22 protein-coding genes are annotated in these 25,735 nt (G+C 43.2%); 20 read left to right on the forward strand and 2 right to left on the reverse strand.

Translation table 11 applies throughout. From position 1 onward, the window contains the following. Positions 1-15: 15 nt before the first annotated feature. The 12 genes from ABE28_RS10795 to ABE28_RS10850 all read left to right on the forward strand — a co-directional run bounded on the left by ABE28_RS10795 (position 16) and on the right by ABE28_RS10850 (position 14,639). Positions 16-468: a MaoC family dehydratase N-terminal domain-containing protein gene (locus ABE28_RS10795; protein ID WP_064465202.1), complete on the forward strand. Its 453-nt coding sequence runs from the start codon at positions 16-18 to the stop codon at positions 466-468. After that, positions 465-866 carry a MaoC/PaaZ C-terminal domain-containing protein gene (locus ABE28_RS10800; RefSeq protein WP_064465201.1) on the forward strand — a complete coding sequence of 134 codons (402 nt, stop codon included), beginning with the start codon at positions 465-467 and terminating at the stop codon, positions 864-866. Before ABE28_RS10795 ends, ABE28_RS10800 begins: the two co-directional genes overlap by 4 nt. A 128-nt stretch (positions 867-994) precedes the next feature. Beyond that, the gene (locus tag ABE28_RS10805; RefSeq protein ID WP_257390767.1) at positions 995-2,692 is read left to right on the forward strand and encodes a sigma-54 interaction domain-containing protein; all 1,698 of its coding nucleotides are present in this window, start codon (positions 995-997) and stop codon (positions 2,690-2,692) included. A 625-nt stretch (positions 2,693-3,317) separates the two neighbouring features. Continuing rightward, positions 3,318-4,226 (forward strand): N-acetylmuramic acid 6-phosphate etherase, encoded by a 909-nt coding sequence (gene murQ / locus ABE28_RS10810; protein WP_064465199.1) that lies wholly within the window; start codon positions 3,318-3,320, stop codon positions 4,224-4,226. Positions 4,227-4,241: 15 nt separating this feature from the next. Beyond that, positions 4,242-5,099, forward strand: coding sequence for a MurR/RpiR family transcriptional regulator (locus ABE28_RS10815; RefSeq protein WP_064465198.1), 858 nt, complete (start codon positions 4,242-4,244; stop codon positions 5,097-5,099). A gap of 35 nt (positions 5,100-5,134) precedes the next feature. Next, entirely contained in the window at positions 5,135-6,502 is a 1,368-nt protein-coding gene (locus tag ABE28_RS10820; protein ID WP_064465197.1) for a PTS transporter subunit EIIC, read from the forward strand. Continuing rightward, the gene (locus ABE28_RS10825) at positions 6,499-7,518 is read left to right on the forward strand and encodes a MupG family TIM beta-alpha barrel fold protein (protein ID WP_064465196.1); all 1,020 of its coding nucleotides are present in this window, start codon (positions 6,499-6,501) and stop codon (positions 7,516-7,518) included. Before ABE28_RS10820 ends, ABE28_RS10825 begins: the two co-directional genes overlap by 4 nt. 135 nt (positions 7,519-7,653) lie before the next feature. Then, complete coding sequence (locus ABE28_RS10830; protein ID WP_083232035.1) at positions 7,654-9,615, forward strand: glycoside hydrolase family 3 protein; 1,962 nt, start codon at positions 7,654-7,656, stop codon at positions 9,613-9,615. A gap of 13 nt (positions 9,616-9,628) precedes the next feature. Continuing rightward, positions 9,629-10,855: an exo-beta-N-acetylmuramidase NamZ family protein gene (locus ABE28_RS10835; RefSeq protein WP_064465337.1), complete on the forward strand. Its 1,227-nt coding sequence runs from the start codon at positions 9,629-9,631 to the stop codon at positions 10,853-10,855. Positions 10,856-11,218: 363 nt separating this feature from the next. Beyond that, positions 11,219-12,697, forward strand: a complete 1,479-nt coding sequence (nagE, locus tag ABE28_RS10840; protein WP_064465195.1) for an N-acetylglucosamine-specific PTS transporter subunit IIBC — start codon at positions 11,219-11,221, stop codon at positions 12,695-12,697. Between the two features lie 411 nt (positions 12,698-13,108). Beyond that, on the forward strand, positions 13,109-13,540 hold the full coding sequence (locus ABE28_RS10845; RefSeq protein WP_064465194.1) for a DUF1801 domain-containing protein: 432 nt from the start codon (positions 13,109-13,111) through the stop codon (positions 13,538-13,540). Positions 13,541-13,595: 55 nt separating this feature from the next. After that, complete coding sequence (locus tag ABE28_RS10850) at positions 13,596-14,639, forward strand: oxidoreductase (protein ID WP_064465193.1); 1,044 nt, start codon at positions 13,596-13,598, stop codon at positions 14,637-14,639. 158 nt (positions 14,640-14,797) lie between these two features. Here ABE28_RS10850 and ABE28_RS10855 read toward each other — a convergent pair whose 3' ends face one another. Then, on the reverse strand, positions 14,798-15,982 hold the full coding sequence (locus ABE28_RS10855; protein WP_064465192.1) for an MFS transporter: 1,185 nt from the start codon (positions 15,980-15,982) through the stop codon (positions 14,798-14,800). A 123-nt stretch (positions 15,983-16,105) separates the two neighbouring features. On the opposite strand from ABE28_RS10855, the gene ABE28_RS10860 reads away from it, so the two are divergent. The 8 genes from ABE28_RS10860 (at position 16,106) to ABE28_RS10900 (ending at position 25,117) form a co-directional block, all read left to right on the forward strand. Beyond that, positions 16,106-16,552 carry a MarR family winged helix-turn-helix transcriptional regulator gene (locus ABE28_RS10860; RefSeq protein WP_064465191.1) on the forward strand — a complete coding sequence of 149 codons (447 nt, stop codon included), beginning with the start codon at positions 16,106-16,108 and terminating at the stop codon, positions 16,550-16,552. A 263-nt stretch (positions 16,553-16,815) separates the two neighbouring features. Further along, positions 16,816-18,408: a long-chain-fatty-acid--CoA ligase gene (locus ABE28_RS10865; protein ID WP_064465190.1), complete on the forward strand. Its 1,593-nt coding sequence runs from the start codon at positions 16,816-16,818 to the stop codon at positions 18,406-18,408. Between the two features lie 631 nt (positions 18,409-19,039). After that, positions 19,040-20,143, forward strand: a complete 1,104-nt coding sequence (locus ABE28_RS10875; protein WP_064465188.1) for an amidohydrolase/deacetylase family metallohydrolase — start codon at positions 19,040-19,042, stop codon at positions 20,141-20,143. Next, a complete protein-coding gene (locus ABE28_RS10880; protein WP_064465187.1) occupies positions 20,121-21,230 on the forward strand; it encodes a DgaE family pyridoxal phosphate-dependent ammonia lyase in 1,110 nt (369 codons plus the stop codon). The genes ABE28_RS10875 and ABE28_RS10880 overlap by 23 nt, the downstream gene beginning before the upstream one ends. Then, entirely contained in the window at positions 21,227-21,982 is a 756-nt protein-coding gene (gene dagF / locus ABE28_RS10885) for a 2-dehydro-3-deoxy-phosphogluconate aldolase (RefSeq protein WP_064465186.1), read from the forward strand. The genes ABE28_RS10880 and dagF overlap by 4 nt, the downstream gene beginning before the upstream one ends. Next, entirely contained in the window at positions 21,975-22,988 is a 1,014-nt protein-coding gene (locus tag ABE28_RS10890) for a sugar kinase (protein ID WP_064465336.1), read from the forward strand. Before dagF ends, ABE28_RS10890 begins: the two co-directional genes overlap by 8 nt. 17 nt (positions 22,989-23,005) lie before the next feature. Beyond that, positions 23,006-23,728: a GntR family transcriptional regulator gene (locus ABE28_RS10895; protein ID WP_064465185.1), complete on the forward strand. Its 723-nt coding sequence runs from the start codon at positions 23,006-23,008 to the stop codon at positions 23,726-23,728. A gap of 63 nt (positions 23,729-23,791) precedes the next feature. Beyond that, positions 23,792-25,117, forward strand: a complete 1,326-nt coding sequence (locus ABE28_RS10900) for a GntT/GntP/DsdX family permease (protein WP_064465184.1) — start codon at positions 23,792-23,794, stop codon at positions 25,115-25,117. 190 nt (positions 25,118-25,307) lie between these two features. Here the strand turns inward: ABE28_RS10900 and yppF are convergent, their stop codons facing one another. Beyond that, positions 25,308-25,490, reverse strand: coding sequence for a YppF family protein (yppF, locus tag ABE28_RS24495; protein ID WP_083232036.1), 183 nt, complete (start codon positions 25,488-25,490; stop codon positions 25,308-25,310). Positions 25,491-25,735 lie beyond the last annotated feature (245 nt).

Here is a 25,735-nt window from a genome sequence, read left to right on the forward strand (position 1 = left end):
AAAAGGCGGGATGATATGTTTAACGATAGCATAGGAAAGCGATCTAAACCTGTTAAAAACTTCGTGGAACGGGGAGCCGTAAGAAAATTTGCATTTTCGATAGGTGATCCGCATCCGATTTTCATTGATGAAGAAGCAGGGAGGCAATCCCGATATGGGGCGAATATTGCACCGCCAACCTTTCCGCGGGTTTTTGACTATGGCATGATTGATTCCTTGAACCTTCCGGAAAAAGGGCTGATTCATGGCGAACAGGTTTATCGCTACAATAGGCCGCTGTTGGTCGGAGAGGAAATCACCTGTTATTCCAAAGTGAAGGATTACTATGAGAAAAAGGGAAAACAAGGTGAAATGGGATTTCTGGCCATGAAAAATTATGGCTTGGATGCCGATGGTAACATGGTGTTTAGTGCTGAACAGCTTGTCATCATCAACGAAACGATCAGAAAGAAGGTGATGAGCAAGTGACGACATTGACCGAACTTCATATTGGTGACTCGCTGCATCCAATCGAGCTGGATCCCGTAGCGCGTATGGACCTGATTAAGTACGCTGGAGCATCAGGCGACTTCAATCCGATTCATACGATTGACGAGGAAGCGAGGAATGCAGGTCTTCCCGCAATCATCGCCCATGGGATGTGGACGATGGGCAATTTGGCAAAGCTTTTCAGCAATCTGTATGAAATCGGCTTTATCGAAGAATACAAGATCCGATTCAAAGGGATGGTTTTCTTGAATGATGTAATCACCCTCTCTGCAGATTTAAAAGGAAAAAAGGAAGATAGATATTATTTCAGGGTGGCAGCAACTGATCAGACAGGCAAGGAAGCGATCAGCGGAGAGGTTGTTTTTAAGGTCTATTGAACAAAAGTAGTGATGAAAATTATTTCATCACTATTTTTTAGGAGTGAAATTCGTCAATTTTGAAGGAGATTCGAGATTAATCCAGAATTTGTACATATTAAGAATTCTTTTTGCGGCGGTGAATAGTTATGAATCAAGTGAAACGGGATTCTCCAATCAAATTGCTCAAAGAATACTCCTTTCCTGCACTTATTCTGGATTCTTCGAACCGGATTAAGGAATGGGGCATGTACTTCAACCAATTCATGGACAAGGATGAGGATTCGACATTAACCGGACAATTTGATGAATGGAAATTTATGGATAACAATAGACTTGCGGCAGCAAAATGGCATGACAAGCGGTATATATTTTTACTTTTGAAACAAAGTGATGATGACAATCGTCTTTATATAGGCAGAGAAACACAATTTTTGGATGATTTAATGGTGGATGCTCATGAATTGGACAAGTTGAACCGTGCCCTGGATGCCATTATCGAAAGCTCCTATGACGGGATTTATATCACGGATCAGCAGGGTACGACACTTTATACCAATTCAGCGATAGAACGGATTACCGGTATCCCTAAAGAATATTATATAGGCAAATCAGTTGACCAGCTGATTAAGCGTGGCATCCTGAATGCATCTGTCACGCATAAGGTCGTCAAGTTGAGACGAACCGTATCGGTCGTACAGGATAATTTTGCTGGAAAAGAAACATTGATTACCGGAAGCCCGGTTTTTAATGAAGCTGGTGAAATCGAGCAAGTCGTAACGAATATAAGGGATTTGTCAGATTTAAATGAACTGATGCACGAATTGACGAAGGCTAATGAATTGAATGTTCAATATAAGCAGGAAATCGAAAAACTTCGAAAGATAACAAGTCAGGATGGAGTCGTTTTTGTCAGTGATAAGATGAAAACGATTTATGAGATTGCTGAAAGAATATCGGATATCGATGCAACTGTGCTCATCCTTGGAGAAACGGGCGTGGGGAAAGATGTTCTGGCCCGCAATATATACAATCGGAGCATCCGGTCCAAAAAAGGCGATTTCATCAAAATAAATTGCGGTGCCATTCCTGCCGATTTATTGGAATCCGAGCTTTTTGGATATGAAGGCGGGGCATTTACCGGGGCCAATCAAAAGGGGAAACCAGGGATGTTTGAGCTGGCAGAAAGGGGCATCTTATTTTTGGATGAAGTCGGTGAGCTCCCCTTACAATTACAGGTAAAGCTACTGCGAGCAATACAGGAAAGGGAGATTCAAAGAATCGGAGGCACGAAGCCGAAGAAAATCGATGTTCGCATAATAGCGGCCACGAACCGCAATTTATCGGAAATGGTCAAATCAGGTGATTTTCGTGAAGATCTTTTTTATAGGCTGAATGTCATTCCAATCACGATTCCCCCATTACGCGATAGAAGAGAAGATATTTTGGCATTGACTGATCTGTTCCTTAAGAAAGCGAACGAACAATATAAATTTTCGAAACAAATAGATTCGGGGCTGAAAGAATATTTTTTTCAACATGATTGGCCGGGTAATGTCCGTGAATTAATAAATATTGTAGAAAGGCTTGTCGTACTGACGGATCATTCCATGTTAGCGATGGACGACCTTCCGGAAGAATATCAGCCGGACAACCTGAACCAAGCAAACAATAATTCATCGATAACATTAAAAGCCGCAGTGGAAAGAGCTGAAAAGGAGATCTTGTCAAAAGCGGCACAAACATACCAAACTACATATGAAATTGCGGCAGCACTCGATTCAAGTCAGGCAACGATCGTCCGGAAGCTAAAAAAATATCGGCTGAAGGTCAGTGAAAAAATATAAGTAAGTACAGGGGATGCCGTGAATCGGTATCCCCTTCAAACTGAGGGAGATTGGATCATATAGATGTTTATCTACCGTCATCCAAATCCATTCAAACGCAAAATAGAAAGAAAATTCCAGACCTTCTTGCAGAGTATGCTTCATTTTGTCTCCTGATAACGCTCCATTTATTTTAATTCAATAATGATTTATCTCAATCAAAAGTGAATGATGGATATCCCCTTTGGAGTACACTCTTTTCGATTTCATCATTCATTAATGAATTCTGTTCTGCTGATAAAGAGCCTAGTTGAAGGTGATATAACGTGTGGTGCTTGGACCCTCTGGTTGTTGTCAGGGGGTCAGGTACACGTTTTTTGTTTTCTAATGGAAGGGAGGAAGCAATCGGTTCCGTATAAAAGATAGATTAGCAGAGAAATGAAAGCACATGGAAAAAAACGAAGTTTGCCGTACGGGGAAAACTGTTTTTTAAGAATTCGCATTATTTCGCGAGTTTTCAAAAATTTATTGTCACCGGGTCATGAAAACGTTATCATTGAATATAATATAAAATATAATTTCAGTATATCTCATAAAAAGGTGAAATTATATTTAATAAACTGTATATAGGGGGATCTAATTGTCTATGGAAGAGCATTTGCATTCATTAACGACTGAAATGCGGAATGAAGGGACGATGAACATCGATCGTATGGATACGATGGGTATCATTTCAGCAATCAATAAGGAAGACTTAAAAGTTGCTGTAGCAGTGCAGGAGGTTTTACCGGAGATTGAAACGGCGGTCGATTGGGCTTGTGAATCCCTAAAGAAAGGGGGAAGGCTCATATACATAGGAGCCGGGACGAGCGGAAGGCTCGGCGTTCTTGATGCTGTTGAATGTCCGCCTACCTTCAGCACGACGCCTGATACGGTCCTCGGAATAATCGCGGGGGGCGAGAAGGCATTCGTTCATGCCATTGAAGGAGCAGAGGATAAAGAAGAGTTTGGGGAACGTGATTTAATCGAGGTGGACCTTACAGCGAATGATACGGTTATCGGCATTGCAGCAAGCGGGCGTACCCCGTATGTGAAAGGCGCCTTACGTTATGCCAAAAAAATCGGTGCAAAAGCTGTTGCTTTATCAAGCAATAAAAACGCGATCATCACAGAAGCTGCGGATATAGGGATTGAGGTGGTGGTCGGTCAAGAGGTTCTAACAGGGTCCACAAGAATGAAAGCGGCAACCGCACATAAAATGGTGCTCAACATGATCTCAACGGCAACCATGATCCGAATGGGAAAAGTGTATGAAAATCTGATGGTGGATGTACATGTTAGTAATCAGAAATTGAAGGAGCGTGCCATCCGCATCATCGAAACGGTGACGGATGCAGACTATGAACACGCGCTGAACATGCTCGAAAAGGCAAAAAATCAAGTTAAACCAGCAATCGTCATGATAAAAACCTCGAATGATTATGTTCAGGCAATGGAGTTACTGGAAAAAGCGGGTGGAGATGTCAGAAAGGCCATCTCGATCGGCGAAGATTAAGGAGGAAAGCAATTAATGGCTACTGGAGGATTATCGATCATACAGACGATGCTGAGCAAGCTTCCGCAATCAGAGCAAAAACTAGCAGAATATATTCTTCAAAATCCTCATGAAGTGGTGAACAGTACGGTACAGGAATTGAGCACCTCCGCCAATTCAAGTGGAGCTGCTGTTATCAGATTGTGTAAATCGCTTGGAATAAAGGGATTTCAAGATTTGAAAATAAGGATTGCTGGAGATTTGATGAAGAATGTTGAGCAAGGATATCGGGATATCGAGCCCTCGGAATCGCTGTATCGAATTGTCGAGAAAACGACGAGCAATTCGATTCAAACCATTCGTGACACAGCTGAAATTATCGATCACGACAACCTGAAACAAGCGATCGCTTTATTGCTGAATGCTAAAACCGTCCATTTTTGCGGCGTCGGTGCCTCCAATATCGTTGCTGCTGACGCTCAGCAAAAATTGCTCCGCATTAATAAGGGGGCAACCGCTTTTACGGATATGCATCTAATTGCAACGCTGATCGCCAATGCGGAGGAAAGTGACGTGGTTTTTGCCATCTCATTCTCCGGGGAGACGCCTGAAGTGATCAATATCCTGAAGCTTGCAAAAGAACGGGGAGTGAAGACGATAGGGCTGACTCATTTTGGTCAAACGACAGTTTCTTCGTTATGCGATGCCTCACTCTATACATCGTTTTCAAATGAAGCTCCGTTTAGAAGTGCTGCAACATCCTCACGATTGGCACAACTATATTTGATTGACATTTTATTTTTAGGTATGGCCTCGGAGCAATATGAAGAGACCGTCCAATATATTGATAAGACAAGAGCTGCCATCAAATCGATGACGGATGGGTATAATTGAAAATTTCATAGTTTATACAAAGGGGGAGCTTTAGTATGACCAAGGAAAATAAGTACGCCAGTTTAGCAGAAGAATTATTGGAGAAATTGGGCGGACGGGCGAATGTTGCCGCAGCTGAACATTGCATGACCAGATTACGGGTGCTGCCAATCGATCGTTCCAAAGTGAACATGGTTCAAATCAAGGATACGGAAGGCGTTCTTGGCGTCATCGAAGAGGAGACAATCCAAATCGTGCTCGGGCCCGGTGTGGTGAACAAGGTTCATGCGGAGTTTGAAAAGCTCCTCGTGTCTGCTGGGGATGTGGATTTGAAAGAAATGGCCTCGAAAAATAAATCAGAGATTAATAGGAAAAATGCCAAACCATTTAAGCTATTTTTACGCAGGATTGCAAGCATCTTCATCCCTCTAATTCCTGCATTGGTCGCTTCAGGCTTGATTACTGGAATTACGAAAGCGATCGTTCAAGCGGGCTGGCTTTCGCCAGAATCCCAATTGGCGATCACATTGACCGTCATCGGATCAGGTTTGTTTGCTTACTTGGGAATTTTGGTGGGGACGAATGCGGCAAAAGAATACGGAGGGTCCCCTGCACTTGGTGCAGTAGCCGGAATTTTGGTCATCAATCCGGCCGTCGGCGACATTTCATTATTTGGTGAAAACCTACTACCAGGACGTGGGGGGCTAATCGGCGTCCTGTTTGCCGCCATTTTCATAGCACTTGTAGAAAAACAGGTCAGGAAATTCATTCCTCAGTCACTCGATATCATATTGACGCCAACCATTGCCTTGTTAATCACTGGTATTGTCACGTACGTCGTTTTTATGCCTGTCGGAGGATTTTTATCGGATGCCATTACCTCCGGATTGCTGAATCTCCTGGATTTTGGCGGTGTCGTGTCCGGGTTCGTGCTTGGAGCTGCTTTTCTCCCACTTGTCATAACAGGTTTACATCAAGGGTTGACACCTGTTCATCTTGAATTGATCAATTCGATTGGAGATGATCCGCTTCTCCCTATTTTAGCCATGGGAGGTGCAGGTCAAGTGGGGGCGGCATTTGCCATCTACATGAAAACGAAGAAAGCCAGCCTTAAAAGAGCAATCGGCGGAGGACTTCCTTCAGGGCTACTAGGTATCGGCGAGCCTCTCATATTCGGGGTGACACTACCACTTGGGAGGCCATTCTTGACCGCCTGTTTAGGAGCAGGGGTGGGCGGGGCCTTTCAAGCGCATTTCGGGATTGCGACGTCTGCGATAGGTGTATCGGGACTGCCGCTTACGTTTTTAGTGCATGCTAACCAAATTCTTCTGTTCTTGGCTGGGTTGTTCCTATCCTACGCAGCTGGGTTCATTTTCACCTATTTATTCGGATTCAAAGATGAAATGGCAGTTGAATTCAAGTGATCGGATTCTCCTTTTACCTGCAGGATCCGGGTGCGGAAAATCAAATCATCCATGCTGCCAATTCAGGTGTGAGGCGAGCGTTTACCTCGCTTCATATTCCAGAAGAGAAGGGTGAACTTGCCGTGAGGATGAGCGAGCTGTTAAAGTTTGCACAGACATATGGAGTGGAAGTTCATGCAGATGTTTCTTTAAAGACGCTTGATCATTTGGGTATTGCTGAATTTGCGGATTTAGCGCCATTGGGTGTGAAAGGAATTCGCCTTGATGATGGATTTGACATGACCACGATAACCGCTCTATCCAAGGTGTTTTCCCTTTCATTGAATGCAAGCACGCTGAATGAAGAGGAGCTGCTGGCTGTACTTGAAGGCGGGATGGAACCGCAAAGTCTTATTGCATGGCATAACTTCTATCCCAGACCTGAAACGGGCCTTGAGGAAGTCTTCTTTCATGAACAAAATCGAATGTTCAAAAAACATGGGATACCGATCTATGCATTCATCCCTGGTTCAGGAAGTAAGCGGGGCCCATTGCATGCTGGACTCCCGACACTTGAAAAACACAGGTTCATGAATCCTTACGCTGCCGCTGTTGACCTGCTCTCCCATGTAGATGCCGTGTTTGTTGGCGATCAAGGAACGGAGGGGAATTTGCTTCAGGATCTATCTAACTATGAAAGTCTGAATATTTTGTCTGTAAGGATGGAATCGGCACGATTGCCAAGTGGTCGCTACAAATTGAGGCCTGAAGTATCTAGAGATGTATTCAGGCTGCAAAATACCCGCGTGACTGGAGCTGTCGAGCCGGAAAATACAATACGACGCACTCTAGGAGCCATTACGATGGATAATGATGAATACGGAAGATATCGGGGAGAAATCCAAATTTGCAAAAGGGACTTGGAAGCGAATCACCGGGTCAATGTAATAGGGAGAGTCGTGGAAGAGGACCTCCCCTTGCTGGCCTTTCTAAAACCTTGTCATTCCTTAGTATTGGTAAACGAAGGACGAATATAGTTCCAGAGAACAATGAACCTTGAAAGTTTTGTTTTGTGGGCAAGTTAAGGATAGGCGGCTGAGGGGATTCCGGAGGCTGCCTACTTTCTTTTTAGGGTGTTTGTAAGACCAGAATAAATAAAGGGGGAAGCCTTGATGAACATTCGTAAATCGGTCACTGCCGCATTGGCCCTTCTCTTGATTATATCCCTTCTTGGAGGGAACGGAGCTGCTATGGAATCTGTGAAAGGCAAGCAGCAAGCGAATATCGAGCGAATTATCGCAAAAATGACGCTCGATGAAAAAGTCGGTCAAATGCTTATGCCGGATTTCCGCAATTGGCAGAAACAAGGGGAAGGGAAAGCTACAGGGTTTATAGAAATGAACGCCGAGGTTGCAAGCATCATTAAAAAATATCATCTAGGCGGTGTGATTTTGTTTGCCGAAAATGTAGTCGATACGGAACAAACGGTCCGGCTCACGGATGGTTTGCAGAAGGCAAGCCCGGGCCTTCCATTGTTCATTACGATCGACCAAGAGGGCGGAATTGTAACAAGGCTTCAAACGGGTACCAATCTTCCCGGGAATATGGCCATTGGTGCAGCAAGGAAGGAAATCCATGCATATCAGACCGGAGCCATCATCGGATCGGAACTGTCGTCACTTGGCATAAACGTGAATTTTGGCCCTTCGGTCGATGTTAATAATAATCCAAATAACCCGGTCATTGGCGTTCGTTCCTTCAGTTCGGATCCGTCACTCGTATCGAAGCTTGGCATACAGACAATAAAAGGATTGCAAAGGCAGAACATGATAGCAACGACTAAACATTTCCCTGGTCATGGGGATACCGCTGTGGATAGTCATTATGGCCTCCCCCTTGTTGCTCATGATAAAGAAAGGCTACGTAACATCGAGATGGTCCCTTTTCAAAAGGCCATCGATGCTGGCGTGGATATGATGATGACTGCTCATGTTCAATTTCCTGCATTTGATGATACGCTGTATATCAGTAAAAAAGATGGACAAAAAATCATGGTTCCAGCAACACTTTCCCATAAGGTCATTACAGGTCTTCTTCGTGAAGAGATGGGCTATGACGGCGTAGTGGTGACGGACGCCTTGAACATGAAGGCCATTGCAGATAACTTTGGCCAAGAAGAGGCCGTCGTGCTTGCCATTAAGTCGGGGGTCGACATTGCTTTGATGCCCGCACAGGTGAATTCGCTCGACATGGAGAATAATTTAACCTCCGTTTTCAATGCGGTGAAGTCAGCAGTCGCAAGCGGGGAAATCCCTTTAAAACAAGTGAATGAATCAGTAGCGCGAATACTTGAGTTGAAGGTGAAAAGGGGAATCTTGCCTTTGAATAAAATACCTGCCGATCCCCCGCTCGAAAAAAAGATCAAAAGGGCACTTCAGGTGGTCGGTAGTATGGGCCATTTGAAAAAGGAAAGGAAAATCGCGGAAGATGCGATCACTTTATTGAAAAATGAAGAAAGAACACTCCCTTTCAAACCAAGGAGCAATGATAATGTTTTAGTTCTTGCCCCCTTTGATGATCAAGTTGAATCGATGTCAAGAAGCATCCGCGAATTGGCTGATAAAAAGAAAATGAAAAGGGTTCAAGTGACAAGCATGAGCTATTCGGAAAAGACATTTTCAGATGAAGCGGTCCGACTCATTAATGAAGCAGATTATGTCATAATCGGTTCCTATATTGTCAAAAACGATCCGGTTGTCAAGGATGGACAAATCGATGACAGCATTCAAGATACAAAAAAGTGGGCAACAGCGTTTCCTAGAGCCGTGATGAATCATGCAAACAAAAAAGATAAGGAAATGGTTGTTGTGAGTTTAAGAAACCCTTATGATGTCGCAAACTTTGAAGAAGCAAAAGCGGTTCTGGCCGTTTACGGTTATAAAGGGTACTCGAACGGAAGATATAGACAGCCTAATATCCCTGCAGGCATTTCGGCGATTTTTGGGGAATCGAACCCTCAAGGTACCTTGCCGGTCGATATACCATCGGTAATAGCTCCTTCTGAAAAGCTTTATGAATTTGGTTATGGTTTAGATATGAAATCTGGCAAACCAATAAAAATAAAGGGTGAATGAATTGAAAAAAATGATGATCATATTAGCCGTATTTTTGGCGGCATTTTGCCTTTCTTCCTCAAATAGTGTCACGGCGGTAAAAGAGAAGAAAAAACAAAGAGTCAGTACTGGGATTGAGGTTCTTTTAAAGGAAGAAAAGAAGGTATTAAAAGGGAAAAAGGTTGGATTGATAACAAATCCAACGGGAATTGATTCCGAATTAACCAGTGTCGTCGATTTGCTTCATGACGATCCCGAGATACAATTGACTGCCTTGTTCGGTCCCGAGCATGGAGTGCGCGGAGATGCGCAAGCAGGTGCAAGTGTGGACTTTTATATTGATGGAAAAACAGGATTGCCCGTATATAGCTTATATGGAAAAACGAAAAAACCAACTCCAGAAATGTTAAAAAATGTGGAGGTTCTTGTCTTTGATATCCAGGATGTAGGAACGCGCTATTACACTTATATTTATACGATGGCGTATGCGATGGAAGCGGCGAAAGAAAACGGTATCCCCTTTATCGTGCTGGATCGACCGAACCCACAAGGCGGCGAGGCTGTGGATGGACCCGTGCTTGAGCAGGAATTTTCATCGTTCGTTGGTTTGTATCCCATTCCGCTCAAACATGGTATGACAGTCGGTGAACTTGCGACTTTATTCAATAAGGAGTTCAAAATTGGAGCCAATCTCAAGGTCATCAAGATGAAAGGCTGGAAGCGGGACATGGATTATGATGCAACAGGGCTTCCATTTGTCCTGCCATCACCAAACATGCCAGCGGTTTCGACTACATTCGCATATCCAGCTACAGGATTGATCGAGGGAACGAATGTCTCCGAAGGCAGAGGAACGACCAAACCATTCGAATTGATTGGTGCCCCTTATATAAACGGAGATGTACTTGCCGGGAAACTGAATGCTTTGCGCTTACCTGGCGTTCAATTCAGGGCAGCCTCTTTTACACCCATGTTTTCCAAGTATGCTGGACAGCTTAGTCACGGGGTCGAAATTTATGTAACGGATCACAGGAAATTCACGGCAGTGCCAATTGGGCTTCATATCATCAAAACCATTCATGATCTATATCCGGATGATTTTGAGTTTCTGCAAGCAAACAATTTCAATCTATTGATCGGCAATGGGTGGGTAAAGGAAAAAATTGAGGATGGTTCATCCGTAAATGAAATTATGAGGGAATACGAGAGTGATCTAGCTTCATTTAAAAAGGTTCGTAAACATTACTTGCTTTATAAATAAAAGAAAACCGTATAGACTTACCTCAATCTGCAGGCAAACTCTTTAGTGTTTAGGAGTGTGTCTGCAGTTTTTTAATTCGGCTCAGGATTAGAAAGAAGGTGCAATCCCGATGGCCGAAAGTTTCTGGAGGGTTGTGATTTATCGTTTCTTTCCATTGCAAGCGCCCGCTTATTCAGTGGACTCTGGAGCTGGAGCCTCGAACTTTTTCAACCACATGTTTCAAGTATGACTGGCTGGTGGATTTGCCTGGAGCTGGACATATAATAATCTTTAATTAATAAATCAAGTTCTAAAATGGAAGGAACGGTTGTCTAATAGAATATGGGGATAACCCTAAATTCATAATTGTCAGGAGGAGAGGGGATGAAACGATACCTTCAAAAAATTGGCCGGTCCTTGATGCTGCCGGTAGCCGTCTTGCCAGCTGCAGCGATTTTGATGGGAATAGGCTATTGGATTGACCCGGCAGGATGGGGGGCGGGTAGTCCGTTAGCGGCTTTTCTGATCAAGGCCGGTTCTTCGATCATATCTAATATGTCCATTTTGTTCGCTGTTGGAGTAGCCTTGGGAATGTCAAAGGGCAAAGATGGTTCAGCCGCTTTAAGTGGACTTGTAGCTTATCTGGTCGTAACGACCCTGCTCTCGCCGGAATCGGTAGCGATGCTGCAGGGAATCGATGCAAATGAAGTGAACCCCGCTTTTGAGAACATAAAAAATCAATTTGTAGGTATTCTTTCAGGGCTTGTGGCTGCTCATATGTTCAATCGTTTTAGTAAGGTCGAGCTTCCAGATGCATTCGCTTTCTTCAGTGGAAAAAGGCTGGTGCCAATCGTCACGGCGGTTGTGATGCTGTTCGTTTCGCTTATTTTATTTTTTGTATGGCCGCTTATCTACTCCTGGTTAGTTGCTTTCGGTGAAGGTATAAGTGAATTGGGCGCTGCTGGTGCAGGACTTTATGGTTTTTTCAATCGCCTGTTGATTCCAACCGGGCTGCATCATGCGTTAAACTCCGTATTTTGGTTTGATGTAATCGGACTTAATGATATCGGCAATTTCTGGGCTGGGACAGGGATTAAGGGGAAAACAGGCATGTACCAAGCCGGCTTCTTCCCCGTCATGATGTTCGGTTTGCCCGCAGCGGCACTTGCGATGTACCATTCTGCAAAATCCACTAAAAAGAAACAAGTGGCTTCATTAATGCTTGCCGCCGGATTTGCATCGTTTTTTACAGGAGTTACGGAACCGTTGGAATTTGCCTTCATGTTTGTTGCACCTGCCCTTTTTGTGGTGCATGCCTTATTGACAGGGATTTCATTAATGATCGCCGCAACGTTCCACTGGACAGCAGGATTTGGATTCAGTGCAGGATTCATTGACTTTATTTTAAGCTCGAGATTGCCATTGGCAAATGAACCTTATATGCTGCTCCTTCAAGGACTGGCTTTTGCTGTCTTCTACTATTTCTTATTTCGTTTCTTGATAGTCAAGTTCAATTTAATGACGCCTGGCAGAGAGGATGACCAAGATGAGCTTGAAGGCAGGGAAGAAGGGGCGCAAACGGGAGACAGTCCGATGGATGGCACAGATAAGGAAAGTAAATTCCTCAAGATGGCTTCAGCAATTTACGAAGGGCTCGGAGGGGATGCTAATGTAATATCTGTCGAATACTGTGTGACTCGTTTAAGAGTGGAAGTGGAGGATATGGAAGCGGTCGATCAAAGCAAGATCAAATCGGCAGGGATTGCAGGAATCAATGTCGTCGGTCCACAAAGCATACAAGTTATTGCGGGGACACAGGTTCAATTCATAGCTGAAGAAATAGACAAAATCCGAAGGCGATAGCCATCGGGATTACTTGATGAAAGTCGCATCTTCAAGTGGATGCTTTTCTACGATCGAAATGGGGGATATGCATGCATTCGATCGTAGAGCATTTTAAGCGGAAATATAATGTGGTATGGCTGTTCTAATCATGAGGAAAGCTGGATTGGCCTGCACAGAAATTAGAATAAAATGAAATAATGTTCTATAATATTGTAAGGGTATGAAAAAAAGGAATCACATGAATGGGAGGAGAATAAGTAATGGAAGGAATCCGTCATTTTAATATCTTGATGGATGGAACCGTTTTCGTTCTCTTGCTATTTAGCATTCTGTCTTAGTATTAACAGCATACATAAAATCAACTGTCAAAACATGATCTGTTACAGTATAGCTTCTGATTAAGATATTTGTATAAAGGAGGTACCGATCATGTATCAACCAAAAACAAAAGAAACGGATAGCAATGTCATTGAGTTCATCGAAAATGTCGATAATCCGAAAAAACGTCAAGATGCATACGAATTATTGGAAGTTTTCACGGAAACGACAGGATTTGAAGCAAAGATGTGGGGACCGAGCATCATAGGGTTCGGCAGCTATCATTATAAATATGAATCCGGTCACGAAGGGGATGCCCCCCTTGTCGGCTTTTCACCTCGAAAAGCAAAAATCAGTTTATATTTTTCTGTGAATGACAAGCAAAGGGAAGAACTGTTGCGGTCGTTTGGAAAGCACACCGCAGGCAAAGGGTGTGTGTATATCAATAAAGTAGCAGATATCGAAATTGATGTATTGAAAGACTTCATCAATCAGTCTGTAAAATTTTTAAGAGAAACATATTCGGATGAGGGAATGAATTAAATCCGGGTCTGTTTTAACTCTTTTTTTCAGGACAAAGAAAGTGAGTGGGTATGAAATGGGAAAAATTAAAGTGGGGATTGTTGGGTACGGATTGTCAGGTGCAACATTTCATGCACCGTTACTAAGTGTTTTGGAGCAATTCCATATAGCGAAAGTGGTCAGTTCACAAAAGGAAAAGGTCCGACAAGACTTGAAGGACGTGGAAGTGGTCGACAGCTTGGAGGACATTCTTGAAGATGGATCGATCGATATGGCGGTTATCACGACACCGAGCGGATTGCATTATGAAATGGCCAAACAATGTTTATTGGCCGGAAAGCATGTCATCTTGGAAAAACCGATGGTGGTGAAGACTTGGGAGGCAGCGGACCTCATCAAAATAGCCGAGGAAGAGCGCCTGCTGTTGAGTGTCTACCATAACCGGAGATGGGATAATGATTTTTTGACGGTCAAAAAATTGTTGGATGACGGTGTGCTTGGTGACATCAATACCTACCAGGTTCATTATGATCGTTTCCGGCCGGCTGTCAGGGATAGATGGAGGGAGAAGCCAGGCCCAGGATCAGGAACGCTTTATGATTTAGGCTCACATCTCATAGATCAAGCCCTGCATTTGTTCGGGCTGCCACAATTCGTTTCGGCAGACGTATTTGCCCAAAAGGATAATGCAGAAACCGATGATTATTTTCATGTCATATTAGGGTATGAAAAGCTGAGGGTCATCCTGCATTCCGGCTCGATCGTCCCCGTTAATGGACCTAGGTTTCAGGTACATGGCAATAAAGGGTCATTCATCAAATATGGTCTTGACGGGCAGGAGCAGGCCTTGAGCGAGGGGGAAAAACCGCTGGATGGCTCCTGGGGTGCCGATGTTCCGGAAAACTATGGCCAACTGGTTACGATCGAAGGCGAAAGCGAGAAACATGAAACGATCCAAACCATACATGGCTCTTATTTAACTTATTACAAGGAAATTGCTGACAGTATCCTGATTGGAAAAAAAGCTCCCGTCACGGCTCAAGAGGGGCTCGCAGTTATTCGAATCATCGATGCAGCTTTTGAAAGCAGTAAAAGCAAGAAAGCCGTATATATGAACTGATACGCTTCGTCCTCAATTTGACAAGCCAAGGCAAAAGAAGTGGATGATAGCTGTCCGTGTTTTCTTTCAATCAGATGTGGCCACTTCTTATGCCCTCACGTGCGAAAAATACCCCGAATGCATATTCGGGGTATTAAACATGGATATATTCCTTAAATCTACGACAATGCCTTCGCATGATGAGAGCGTTTGTTCCAAGCCATGGTGATCAATAATGTAATGACCAAAAGGAAAAGTCCCAACATGAACGGGTAGGTTATGTGTATATCATACATCAATCCGGCAAGAGTGGGTCCGAGGACATTTCCAATACTCATATACGCATTATTCATTCCCATTGCAAAACCCTGCTCATTTCCAGCCATTTTGGATATCAATGTATTCAGAACAGGACGCAAGATGGATGTGGATAGGAAGATGATAAGTGAGATTAAAAAGAAAGTCAGGTAACTTGAAGCGAAAAGGGATAGAAGAAAACCGATGGCCGCTACACAAATAAAGATGTTCAGCACATTGACTTCCCCGAAACGGCGAACAATCCGGTCGACGACAAATAGCTGGACGATTACACTGACGATACCGGTCGCTGTAACCATCACGGCGATATCCTTTGGACTAGAATCGAATTGATTGTCAAGATAAAGACCAATTACAGATTCGTATGCCATCAAACCAAAACTCATTACAAGTGTAATGATAAGAGGAATGAAGTAGGGCATTTTTACAGATAAGGCAATTTTACGAACCATTGAGTCATTGCTCTCCGGGGCAACCGAAGCTTGAGCCGTTTCGCTTTCTTTTAAAACGAAAATCGAAAATACCACGGCTGAAAGTGATACAAGAGCTGAAATCAAAAAGGGAAACTTCAAGCCGAAGTCCGCTAAAAACCCTCCAATTCCTGGACCGATGACAATGCCTAGGGACATGGCAGCCGAAACTAAGCTATTGCCTTTGGCTCGTTGATCAAATGTGGTGATATCCGCAACATAAGCGAAAATTGCGGGGATAAGCAAGGCAGCTCCAATTCCACCGATGATACGGGATGCATATAATAACAAAATTGAATTGACGGCGTAAAAAATGAACATCGAGAGTGTCAATCCAACCAGTCCGTAAATGATCATTTTTCTGCGGCCGTATAGGTCGGTCCATTTTCCGGCAATGGGTGAAAAGATAAGCTGTGCCCCTGCGAAAATGGCAATCATAAGGCCAGCGGCTGTACCCCCTTGATTAATGGAAGCAAGGTACGCTGGTAAAATAGGAATGATGATGCCGAAACTTCCTATTGCTATAAACATATTGATCATAAGGATTATGATCTTTTTTCTTTGTTCTGCTGACATGGACAGCCTCTCTCTCTCTTTCTAAATTCAATAACCATTTTAATTCGCATGGTTAATTTTTCGCTACGCTAATTATGTTATAGTTTAAGATAGATAGTTGTCAATAAGAAAGGATTGTCAAACATGAATCCAGATGAATTATATGATTTGCATATAGAAATTAAGGAGTTAAGCAGACTTTCCCAGGAATTGATCGAGCCATCATTGGTGAAATACGATTTAACATCGGTTCAATATCGCGCATTGCAGCTAATTGTCTTAAATGAATCCTTGGCTGTAAAACACATATCGAATCATTTGAAAATCAGGCCTGCAGCTGGTACGGCGCTAATTGACAGGCTTGAACGGAAGAATTTGATTGAAAGATGTCACAGTGAGGAAGACCGGCGAGTCGTGTACATCCAAGCCACCGATGGCGGTAAAGAAACCTATCATTCCATTAATTGCTGTTTCACTAATATCTTTAACGATTTTTATGGCGTCTTGAATGAAGGGGAAACGGAGTTGCTAAAACAAATCGTCGGAAAGCTGACCGAGCATGTATCATCCTGTATAGATGATCCGTGTTAATCGTGCAAAAAAGGTCTCGTTTTTTTAAAAATAGAAACAAAAGCCATTTGACATAGGGTTGTAGAAAGCAGTGCTGAAAAGGGAGGCGCTGCTTTATGAAGAGATGTCTGAATATTTAAATTTATTTTCGTGAAGTCTTCCTCGATTTAAGGAGGATATGCCAACCGGAAATAGAATATGAATGAAAAGATTGGATGTATTTCACATAGCTCATGACGCGGCGGATCGGTCAGTGAAGATAAAGGATGAAGGAGTTGGTTATCATGATCACACCATTAACCCCAATGGATTGGAAGCGCAGGGCCGTAAAATATTATCCTCATAAAGTGGCTGTCATAGACGGGGAGAAAGCGTTTACTTACATGGAATTCGGGCAGCGTATCGATCGGCTTTCCTTGGCGCTGCACGCTTCAGGAATTGAAAAAGGCGATCATATTGCCGTGATGCTGCCGAATACCCATCATATGCTGGAATGTTTTTATGGGATTTGTCAATTGGGTGCGGTAATGGTTCCCTTGAATTACAGGCTTTCTGCCGAGGATTTGGAGTATATCATCAAGCATAGTGATGCAAAAATGTTAATAATTGATGCAGAATACGCGGCTCCAATCGAGCCAATCGTTACGAACCTATCAATGGAGACGATCATTATAGTTCCTATGGAAGGTCATGAAACAGATTTGGCCGGAATAAATTATGAAGATTTCATAATGCATGTGAATGACCGAGATAGGCTGCCAGTGGCAGATATTGATGAAAATCAGCTAATGACGATAAATTACACGAGTGGAACGACCTCAAAACCAAAAGGGGTCATGTTGACCCACCGCGGTAATTACATGAATGCCGCCAATTTCATTTATCACCTGACATTGAAGCATGATGATGTGTATCTCCATACCCTTCCGATGTTTCATGCCAACGGATGGGGAGGCGTATGGGCGATTACGGCCACCGGGGGAACGCATGTATGCTTAAGGAAAGTTGATCCGCCACAAATCCTCCAATTATTCTCGAAACATAATATTACCTTATTATGTGGAGCACCGACTGTCGTCAATATGTTGGTGAATGACCCGAAGGCAAAGCAAACCGAAATTAAAGTGCGCCCGCGCATGGCAACGGCGGGAGCTCCCCCATCAGCCGCCCTTATACATAAGGCAGAGGAGATTCTTGGCTTGAATATGATCCACGTATATGGATTGACAGAAACATCCCCATTCATCCTATATAACGAATGGAAGGATGATTTTGAAGCCAAAACAGCGGATGAACAAGCGATGATAAAGGCAAGGCAAGGCATTGAATTGGTGTTCAATGGGGAGACGATGGTTGTCAATCAAGCCGGTGTGGAAGTGGCATGGGATGGAAGGGAATTAGGGGAAATCATTACACGCGGCAATGTCGTGATGGAAGGATATTATAAAGATCCGGAAAAGACGGCAGAAGCGATCAGGGACGGCTGGTTTTACTCGGGTGATCTGGCCGTTACCCATCCTGACGGATATATTGAAATTCAGGACAGGGCAAAGGATCTAATCATATCCGGTGGTGAAAATATTTCTTCAACAGAAATAGAAGGGATATTATATAAGCATCCGGATGTATTGGAGGTTGCGGTCATCGCCGTTCCCCATGATAAATGGGGTGAAACGCCAAAGGCAATCATCGTCCTCAAAGATGACGCCTATGTGAAGGAAAGCGAGATCATTACCTTTTGCCGCTCGCGAATGGCTCACTTTAAAGCACCTACATCCGTTGAATTCGTGGAAGCCCTTCCGAAGACCGCAACAGGCAAGCTACAAAAATACCGTCTGAGAGAGAGTCATTGGAAGGGATCGAAAAAGGTGAATTAAAATCTTTCAATTGATAGACGGGACATATTAGAAAAAATAGTCTGCGAGGATTTCTAAAGGGGAAATTCCGAATGCCCTTTTTCCAGGAGATTTCACCGTGGGCGTTTATACCGAAAAATCTACTTAAGTGATAAATATATGGGGGCCAAGATAATAGGGAAATGAAGGGGACAAGTCTAAAAACTTTGATGATAGTTCTTATTTCTATATGTCTAGGACTTATCATCAGGATCTCTTCCATATTGATAGTTGATCAAAATTTATTTTCCATGAACAATATAGACCTATTTCTATTATTTATAGCAATGATTGGATTGATTGTAGTGTTGTATATAAAGAAAAAAGAATAAAAAACATATAAAGTGTTAGTATTTAACGATTCATGAAAGTAAAAGACGGGAGGAAAACAATTTGTTTTCCTCCCGTCTTTTATGCCAAGAATTAAAATCCTGAATGAGATCACGTTTCAAAACACAAAGTGTAATTAAACATTATAACGTTATATTGATTAGTCCGGGGAAATATGTTAATCTATTTTTGTAAAGAAAATTGCATGAATTTCATGGACCATTGTAACCGTTTACGAATTTTACTTACAATCGATAGGACGCTCTTAAAAAGGATGAGGGAAATGACTGGTAGGTTAATACTGAAAAATGTAAGGATGCTGGATGGTAATTCAGTAGATATCATTTTGGAAAAAGGTGTGATTAATGAAATCACTCTCCCAGGAACGGCAACTGGAGCTGAAATGATTGATTATAAGGACAAGGTTTTTGTTTCCAGCGGATGGATTGATATGCATGTACATGCTTTTCCGGAATTCGAACCATATGGTGATGATGTTGATGAGATTGGCTATAAAACGGGTGTGACAACGGTGATAGATGCGGGGAGCACCGGTGCGGATCAGATATCCGACCTGGTTAACAGCTGTAAAAACTCGAAAACGAATGTTTTCGCTTTCCTGAATATTTCGCGGATTGGCTTGAAAAGGGTTGATGAGTTATCGGATATATCATGGTTAAACGAAGACGAAGTAAAAAAGGCATTCTCCCAATACGGGGATTTCATCGTTGGACTGAAAGCGAGAATAAGTAAAAGTGTAGTCGGTCCCAATGGCATCGAGCCTTTGAAAATCGCCCGAACGTTCTCAAGTGACACAGGATTGCCTTTAATGGTCCATATTGGATCAGGTCCCCCAGATATTAAAGAGGTCCTGGAATTACTTGAAGAAAAAGATATCATTACGCATTACTTAAATGGCAAAGCCAACAATTTATTCGATAAAGCCGGCGAGCCCCTGCCTGAGTTGATGAAAGCGATTGAGCGTGGTGTACATTTGGATGTTGGTCATGGAACGGCAAGTTTTTCTTTTCCGACTGCAGAAAATGCAAGGAAGAAAGAGATCCGCTTCAATACAATCAGTACCGATATCTACCGGAGAAACCGGGAGAATGGCCCTGTATTCAATATGGCCAACGTGCTTACAAAATTTTTGTATTTAGGTTACCCATTAAAAGAAGTAATAGATGCAGTTACGGTTAATGCGGCAGCGTGGCTTCATAAGCCAGAGCTTGGCAGGGTTTCAGTCGGGGATATTGCGAATCTTACGTTATTCTCAATCGAGGATGAGTCAACGCTTTTACTGGATTCCGATGGGGAAGAGAGAATCGCAGAAAAAAGAATCGTAGCAAAGGGAGTCGTTATTAATGGAGAATTCTTTGAATGCTAAATATGGGTTGAAAAGGGTCATCAATGCAAGCGGCAGAATGAGTATATTGGGGGTATCCGCCCCAACTGATTCGGTGATGGACGCCATGAAAAAAGGTGGCCAAAATTATGTTGAGGTCACTGATTTAGTCGATAAATCGGGCCAGCATTTGGCCAATCTACTTCAATCCGAAGCGGCTGCTGTCGTAAATTCGGCATCCAGTGGCATTGCCCTTTCAGTGGCAGCGGTCGTAACACAAGGTAATAGAAGAAAAAGTGATCGCCTTCACCAAGAGCCCATCCAAAAGAATGAAGTGATCATGCTGAAGGGACATAACGTTCAGTATGGGGCACCGGTTGAAACGATGATTTACCTGGGCGGCGGAAAATTGGTTGAAGTGGGGTATGCGAACGAAGGTAAGGCAGAACATATTAGCGACGCCATTAATGAAAATACCTCCGCAATTTTATACGTGAAATCCCATCATGCCGTCCAGAAGAATATGATTTCGATAGAAGAAGCCTGGGAAGTGGCAAAAACCTATAATATTCCTTTGATTGTCGATGCAGCAGCAGAGGAGGACTTGAAGAAATATGTGCAATTTTCAGATTTGGCGATCTATAGTGGGTCAAAAGCGATTGAAGGGCCAACCTCAGGTATCGTAGCCGGTAAGAAAAAATATATTGAGTGGCTAAAAGTACAATTGCATGGCATTGGCAGGAGCATGAAGGTGGGAAAGGAAACGACCTTCGGGCTTCTTCAGGCCATCGATGAGTATTTTGTCAAAACCGATCATAGTGAAGAAGAAAAAGAGAGCTTACAAGTGCTCACATCGCTTGGTTTGATTGATGGCGTAAAGGTAACGATTGTTCAGGATGAAGCCGGACGAGCCATATTCAGGGCACGCATTTCCATTGATTCTTCAATTACGGAAACGACGGCGAAGGAAGTGAACGAGCGTTTGCGAGATGGTGATATTGCAATTTATACACGGGATTATGGCATCCGCCAAGGCTTTTTCGATATCGATCCGCGACCATTGCAAGGTGATGATATCCATGTCATAGAAGCTCAATTAAGAACCATTCTAGGAGGGAATCAAGGATGACTAATATAAACAAACGCTTTTTGGACGATCGAGTGGCACTTAATGTACTTGCTAATAGTGTCGAAAACGCAGTGGAGGTATTTGATGCAGCGGAAGGCCACGTTTTGGTAGGGGTGCTTTCCAAGGATTATCCAACTGTAGAAGCTGGCGTTGCTGCAATGAAGGAGTATGGCGATGCCATAGAAGAGGCCGTTTCAATCGGCCTTGGAGCTGGTGACAATAAACAGGCGGCAGTTGTTGCAGAAATTGCAAAATATTATCCTGGAAGCCATATTAATCAGGTTTTCCCAAGCGTAGGAGCGACAAGGGCCAATTTAAGCGAGAAGGATAGTTGGATAAATTCACTCGTTTCTCCAACCGGTAAAGTCGGTTATGTGAATATTTCCACCGGCCCTGTTAGTGCAGGTGCGAGTGAAACTGCCGTTGTACCAATCAAGGCAGCGATTGCCTTGGTCCGGGATATGGGCGGCAATGCGTTGAAATACTTCCCGATGAGGGGGCTAGAGCATGAAGAGGAGTATCGAGCAGTGGCAAAAGCTTGCGGGGAAGAAGGGTTTGCCTTGGAACCGACTGGCGGAATCGATTTGGAGAATTTCGAGACCATTCTGGAAATTGCATTAGAAGCAAAAGTGCCTAAAATCATTCCCCATGTTTATTCTTCCATCATTGATAAAGAAACCGGAAAAACGAATGGGGAGGATGTAAGGAAATTATTGGCCATGACAAAAAAATCGGTTGAAAAATATGCCTAAGCGGATTGTGGCATTCGGGGAAGTGATGATGCGCTTGCAGGTACCGGGACATGCACTATTATCACAAGCTGACACTCTGCAATACTCATTTTCCGGCACTGGAGTAAACGTTGCTTCTGCAATGACAAAGCTTGGGCACACTGGTTATCTAGTGACAAGATTACCGGAAAATCCTCTAGGGGATTCAGCGGTGGTTTCCTTGCAGCATTTAGGCATTGAACGGGATTTCATTTCCAGGGGCGGCAAGTATTTGGGGATGTACTTTCTGGAAAACGGGTTTGGGCAACGGGCAAGCAGGGTCACCTATTCAAATCGGCTCGAAAGCAGTTTTAATACAGCTTCGCTATCCGATTATGATTTGGAGCTGATTGCAGAGAAGGCAGATATCATCCATTTTTGCGGGATCTCCCTTGCCATGGCGGATAATGTACGGGAAAGCATGAAGGTGCTGGCTAGAAAAGTAAAAGACAAAGGCGGTACGGTCTGTTTCGATTGCAATTACCGGCCCTCCTTATGGGAGGGAGGGTATGCAGTTGCCAAGCCTCATTATGAAGAGATGCTTTCTTTGGCGGATATTGTCATGATGAATGAAAAAGACGCACTGTATATTTTAGGAATGAAGTCCAATTCCTCACAAAGGAATGGACAGCTTAGGGAATTGATCCCTGAAGTTGCCAAAAAATTCAATATCCAGTCGATAGCGGGGACACATCGTTCTATCAATAGTGATAATACCCATACTTTACTTGGATACTTGTATAAAGAGCATACATTTCACTTTTCGGATAACCTATCATTTTCCGTTTATGATAGAATAGGTTCAGGCGATGCATATACGAGCGGAATCCTTCATGGAGAATTGACGGGCTTTTCCGCGGAAAAGACAGTTCTGTTTGCTGCTGTATCAGGAATGCTGGCGTGCACGGTCGTTGGTGATACTCCTTTGGCAACTGAAATGGAGATACTGTCCGCCATGGAAGGTAAAATGGAAGATATAATGAGATAAAAGGCAGGAGATATGGGATGAAAGTGAACAGGATAAATGGACCGATGTATTTACAAATCAAAGAAATATTGAAGGATCGTATTTTACATGGCGTTTATGCCATTGACACGAACATCCCCTCCGAGCCTCTGCTTGAAGAAGAATTTAATGTAAGTAAGGTTACTATCCGCAATGCGATTAAAGAACTTGTGCAAGAGGGATATGTTGAGAAGAAAAGTGGAAAAGGAACTAGGGTCATTGCGAATGGTTCGATTGTGAAGCTTTCCAAAGGTAAGCGTTTCACGGAATTATTGGTGGAGGAAGGGCATTTCATTTTCAAAAAAATGTTGAAGATCAGTCATATTGAACTTCCTTCTAGTTCTAAGCTGCATTCTTTATTCGGCGATCATTGCATAAGCATTGAACGAATCTATTTGTTGGACAATGAGCCTTATATTTACTTTACGCATTACGTTTCCATGGATTTGGACCAAGATGAGTTGGATGAGGTCCAAATCAATTCCTTGTACCGTTTTTTAGAGGATCACGGCGTCAAGCTTGAAACTTTCAGGGATGAATTTGGCGTAAGCATCCCACCAGACCATATATGTGAAGCACTGAAAATCGAACACAATAGTGCGGTTCTAAAAAGGATTCGGATTTCAAGTGACGGAGATGGGAATGTCATGGAATACAGTGAAGGATATTACAACACGGCGAAACAGAATTATATCGTGACATATAACGAGCCGATGCAATAATTCGATTTTCGCTTTATTGTACTGCTCTGAATGTAAGCGATTTCTTAGGGGCGGGTAGAGCATATGGAGCTATATTTATTAGGAATCACGCTGATAGCGATCGTCATTGTTATTTTAGGTGTATCATGGTGGAAGTGGCATGCATTCATAAGTTTGACTGTAGCCAGTTTATTTTTAGCCGTTTTTTCGGGTCTTCCTATGGACAAGATTGTAGGCGCTTACGAAACGGGCGTCGGTGCAGTTCTAGGACACCTTATCGGCATTTTGGCTTTAGGGACGATCTTAGGGAAGATGATGTCCGACTCGGGAGCGGGCATGCAGGTAGCCGACTTCTTCATTCATAAATTCGGCGTGAAGAATTTGCCATGGGCGATGCTGTTGTCGGGCTTCATCATCGGAATACCGGTATTTTTCGAAGTGGGTTTAGTCATCTTACTTCCTTTGGTCATTTCCATAAGAAAGTCGACTAAAGTGAATATACTATTAATAGGAATTCCGGTCCTTGCTGGTTTATCGATCGTACATGGGCTGGTACCCCCGCATCCGGGAGCCATGACGGCTATCGGGATTTACAATGCTAACATGGGTCATGTTCTTCTTTACTCATTGATCATAGCATTCCCGACAGCTGTCATTGCCGGTCCTTTATTTGCAAAATGGATTCAAAAACGGGTAGTTCCTGTTGGGGAACCGGAATTGATCCGCGTAGAAACGAAGGCAAATACGTTGCCGGGAACAGGAATTTCGTTCTCTATCATCCTTTTGCCTGTATTGCTTATGGTCTTGACGGTGTTGGCGCCTTATCTGCCAATACCAGCCTCCGGTGAAAAATTCTTATTGTTCATCGGCAGTCCGGTCATTGCCCTATTAATCTCATGTTTTGCAGCTTACTATTTCTTGGGTTATCGGCAAGGTATGGACAAAGCGCTCATTAAACAATTAACGGAAGAATGCTTATTGCCTTTGGCTTCCATTATATTGATCATTGGTGCGGGTGGGGGCTTCAAGCAAATATTAATTGATAGTGGCGTGGGAACCGCCATAGCGTCCATGTCAGAACAGATATCATTATCACCAATCGTGCTTGCATTTCTTGTGGCTGGATTGATCAGGATTGCCACAGGCTCCGCAACGGTCGCTTTGACCACCGCAGCAGGAATCGTTTCACCTGTCGTTGCAAATATGACGGGTGTAAACCTGGAATTACTCGTCATTGCCACGGGCGCAGGTTCGCTTATGTTTTCCCATGTTAATGATGCAGGCTTCTGGTTGGTCAAGGAATATATGGGATTAACCGTAAAAGAAACGTTCAAAACATGGACAGTCATGGAAACTTTACTTTCCTTTGTGGCTTTCGGCCTTGTATTGATTTTGGATCTATTTGTTTAGGTTCAAGAGTGCCAGTTGAAGTGGATAGATAACAATGCTATACCCCCGTGATGTGTCTAAGGGTCACATATCACCGGGGGTTTTTATATTGTATAAAGGTTCCGTAGGCTTAGTGAAGGAAACGAATGAATACGGCTGGCCAGGATGATACAGGAGAAAGGAATAAGGTTCACTCCAATTTTCCTTCGTGTCACCCAGAGGTGGTTGGATTTGCTCCTCTAAGGTATAAATCCTGACAGAGACTTCGATATTGTAAGATTGACAGCTTCCCATTAACATATTCATTTTGAATATAGTCTAACAATTCATTGGCATGATTGGGCTTCCGGCGTTTTTCCTGAATGTAATGGAGAATTAAAACTTCTATAGTCACACACTCACCTTACTTGACAAGTATTTTTTTCATTAACAATATAACATGGCAGTTCAAGGAATTATCATTTTTTGAATATTTTAACTATCGACATTTTTATACAAATATAGGAACGGTTTGAAAGGTTTTAGGAATTCTATACGAACGTTGCCGAAAAAAGCGACTGAGAGAGTAAAAGATAAGCATTTCCCCATAGTCATTCAATGACCAAGAAACAAGCCTATACAGGGCACTGGGAGGATTTT

The organism is Peribacillus muralis (genome assembly GCF_001645685.2).
Taxonomy (GTDB): domain Bacteria; phylum Bacillota; class Bacilli; order Bacillales; family DSM-1321; genus Peribacillus; species Peribacillus muralis_A.

What these genes read in the sequence shown, in the direction of transcription:
- ABE28_RS10795 (WP_064465202.1), top strand. Translation starts at nt 16, where the DNA reads ATGTTTAACGATAGCATAGGAAAGCGATCTAAACCTGTTAAAAACTTC.
- ABE28_RS10805 (WP_257390767.1), top strand. Translation starts at nt 995, where the DNA reads ATGAATCAAGTGAAACGGGATTCTCCAATCAAATTGCTCAAAGAATAC.
- murQ (WP_064465199.1), top strand. Translation starts at nt 3,318, where the DNA reads ATGGAAGAGCATTTGCATTCATTAACGACTGAAATGCGGAATGAAGGG.
- ABE28_RS10815 (WP_064465198.1), top strand. Translation starts at nt 4,242, where the DNA reads ATGGCTACTGGAGGATTATCGATCATACAGACGATGCTGAGCAAGCTT.
- ABE28_RS10820 (WP_064465197.1), top strand. Translation starts at nt 5,135, where the DNA reads ATGACCAAGGAAAATAAGTACGCCAGTTTAGCAGAAGAATTATTGGAG.
- ABE28_RS10830 (WP_083232035.1), top strand. Translation starts at nt 7,654, where the DNA reads ATGAACATTCGTAAATCGGTCACTGCCGCATTGGCCCTTCTCTTGATT.
- ABE28_RS10835 (WP_064465337.1), top strand. Translation starts at nt 9,629, where the DNA reads ATGATCATATTAGCCGTATTTTTGGCGGCATTTTGCCTTTCTTCCTCA.
- nagE (WP_064465195.1), top strand. Translation starts at nt 11,219, where the DNA reads ATGAAACGATACCTTCAAAAAATTGGCCGGTCCTTGATGCTGCCGGTA.
- ABE28_RS10845 (WP_064465194.1), top strand. Translation starts at nt 13,109, where the DNA reads ATGTATCAACCAAAAACAAAAGAAACGGATAGCAATGTCATTGAGTTC.
- ABE28_RS10850 (WP_064465193.1), top strand. Translation starts at nt 13,596, where the DNA reads ATGGGAAAAATTAAAGTGGGGATTGTTGGGTACGGATTGTCAGGTGCA.
- ABE28_RS10855 (WP_064465192.1), bottom strand. Translation starts at nt 15,982, where the DNA reads ATGTCAGCAGAACAAAGAAAAAAGATCATAATCCTTATGATCAATATG.
- ABE28_RS10860 (WP_064465191.1), top strand. Translation starts at nt 16,106, where the DNA reads ATGAATCCAGATGAATTATATGATTTGCATATAGAAATTAAGGAGTTA.
- ABE28_RS10865 (WP_064465190.1), top strand. Translation starts at nt 16,816, where the DNA reads ATGATCACACCATTAACCCCAATGGATTGGAAGCGCAGGGCCGTAAAA.
- ABE28_RS10875 (WP_064465188.1), top strand. Translation starts at nt 19,040, where the DNA reads ATGACTGGTAGGTTAATACTGAAAAATGTAAGGATGCTGGATGGTAAT.
- ABE28_RS10880 (WP_064465187.1), top strand. Translation starts at nt 20,121, where the DNA reads ATGGAGAATTCTTTGAATGCTAAATATGGGTTGAAAAGGGTCATCAAT.
- dagF (WP_064465186.1), top strand. Translation starts at nt 21,227, where the DNA reads ATGACTAATATAAACAAACGCTTTTTGGACGATCGAGTGGCACTTAAT.
- ABE28_RS10890 (WP_064465336.1), top strand. Translation starts at nt 21,975, where the DNA reads ATGCCTAAGCGGATTGTGGCATTCGGGGAAGTGATGATGCGCTTGCAG.
- ABE28_RS10895 (WP_064465185.1), top strand. Translation starts at nt 23,006, where the DNA reads ATGAAAGTGAACAGGATAAATGGACCGATGTATTTACAAATCAAAGAA.
- ABE28_RS10900 (WP_064465184.1), top strand. Translation starts at nt 23,792, where the DNA reads ATGGAGCTATATTTATTAGGAATCACGCTGATAGCGATCGTCATTGTT.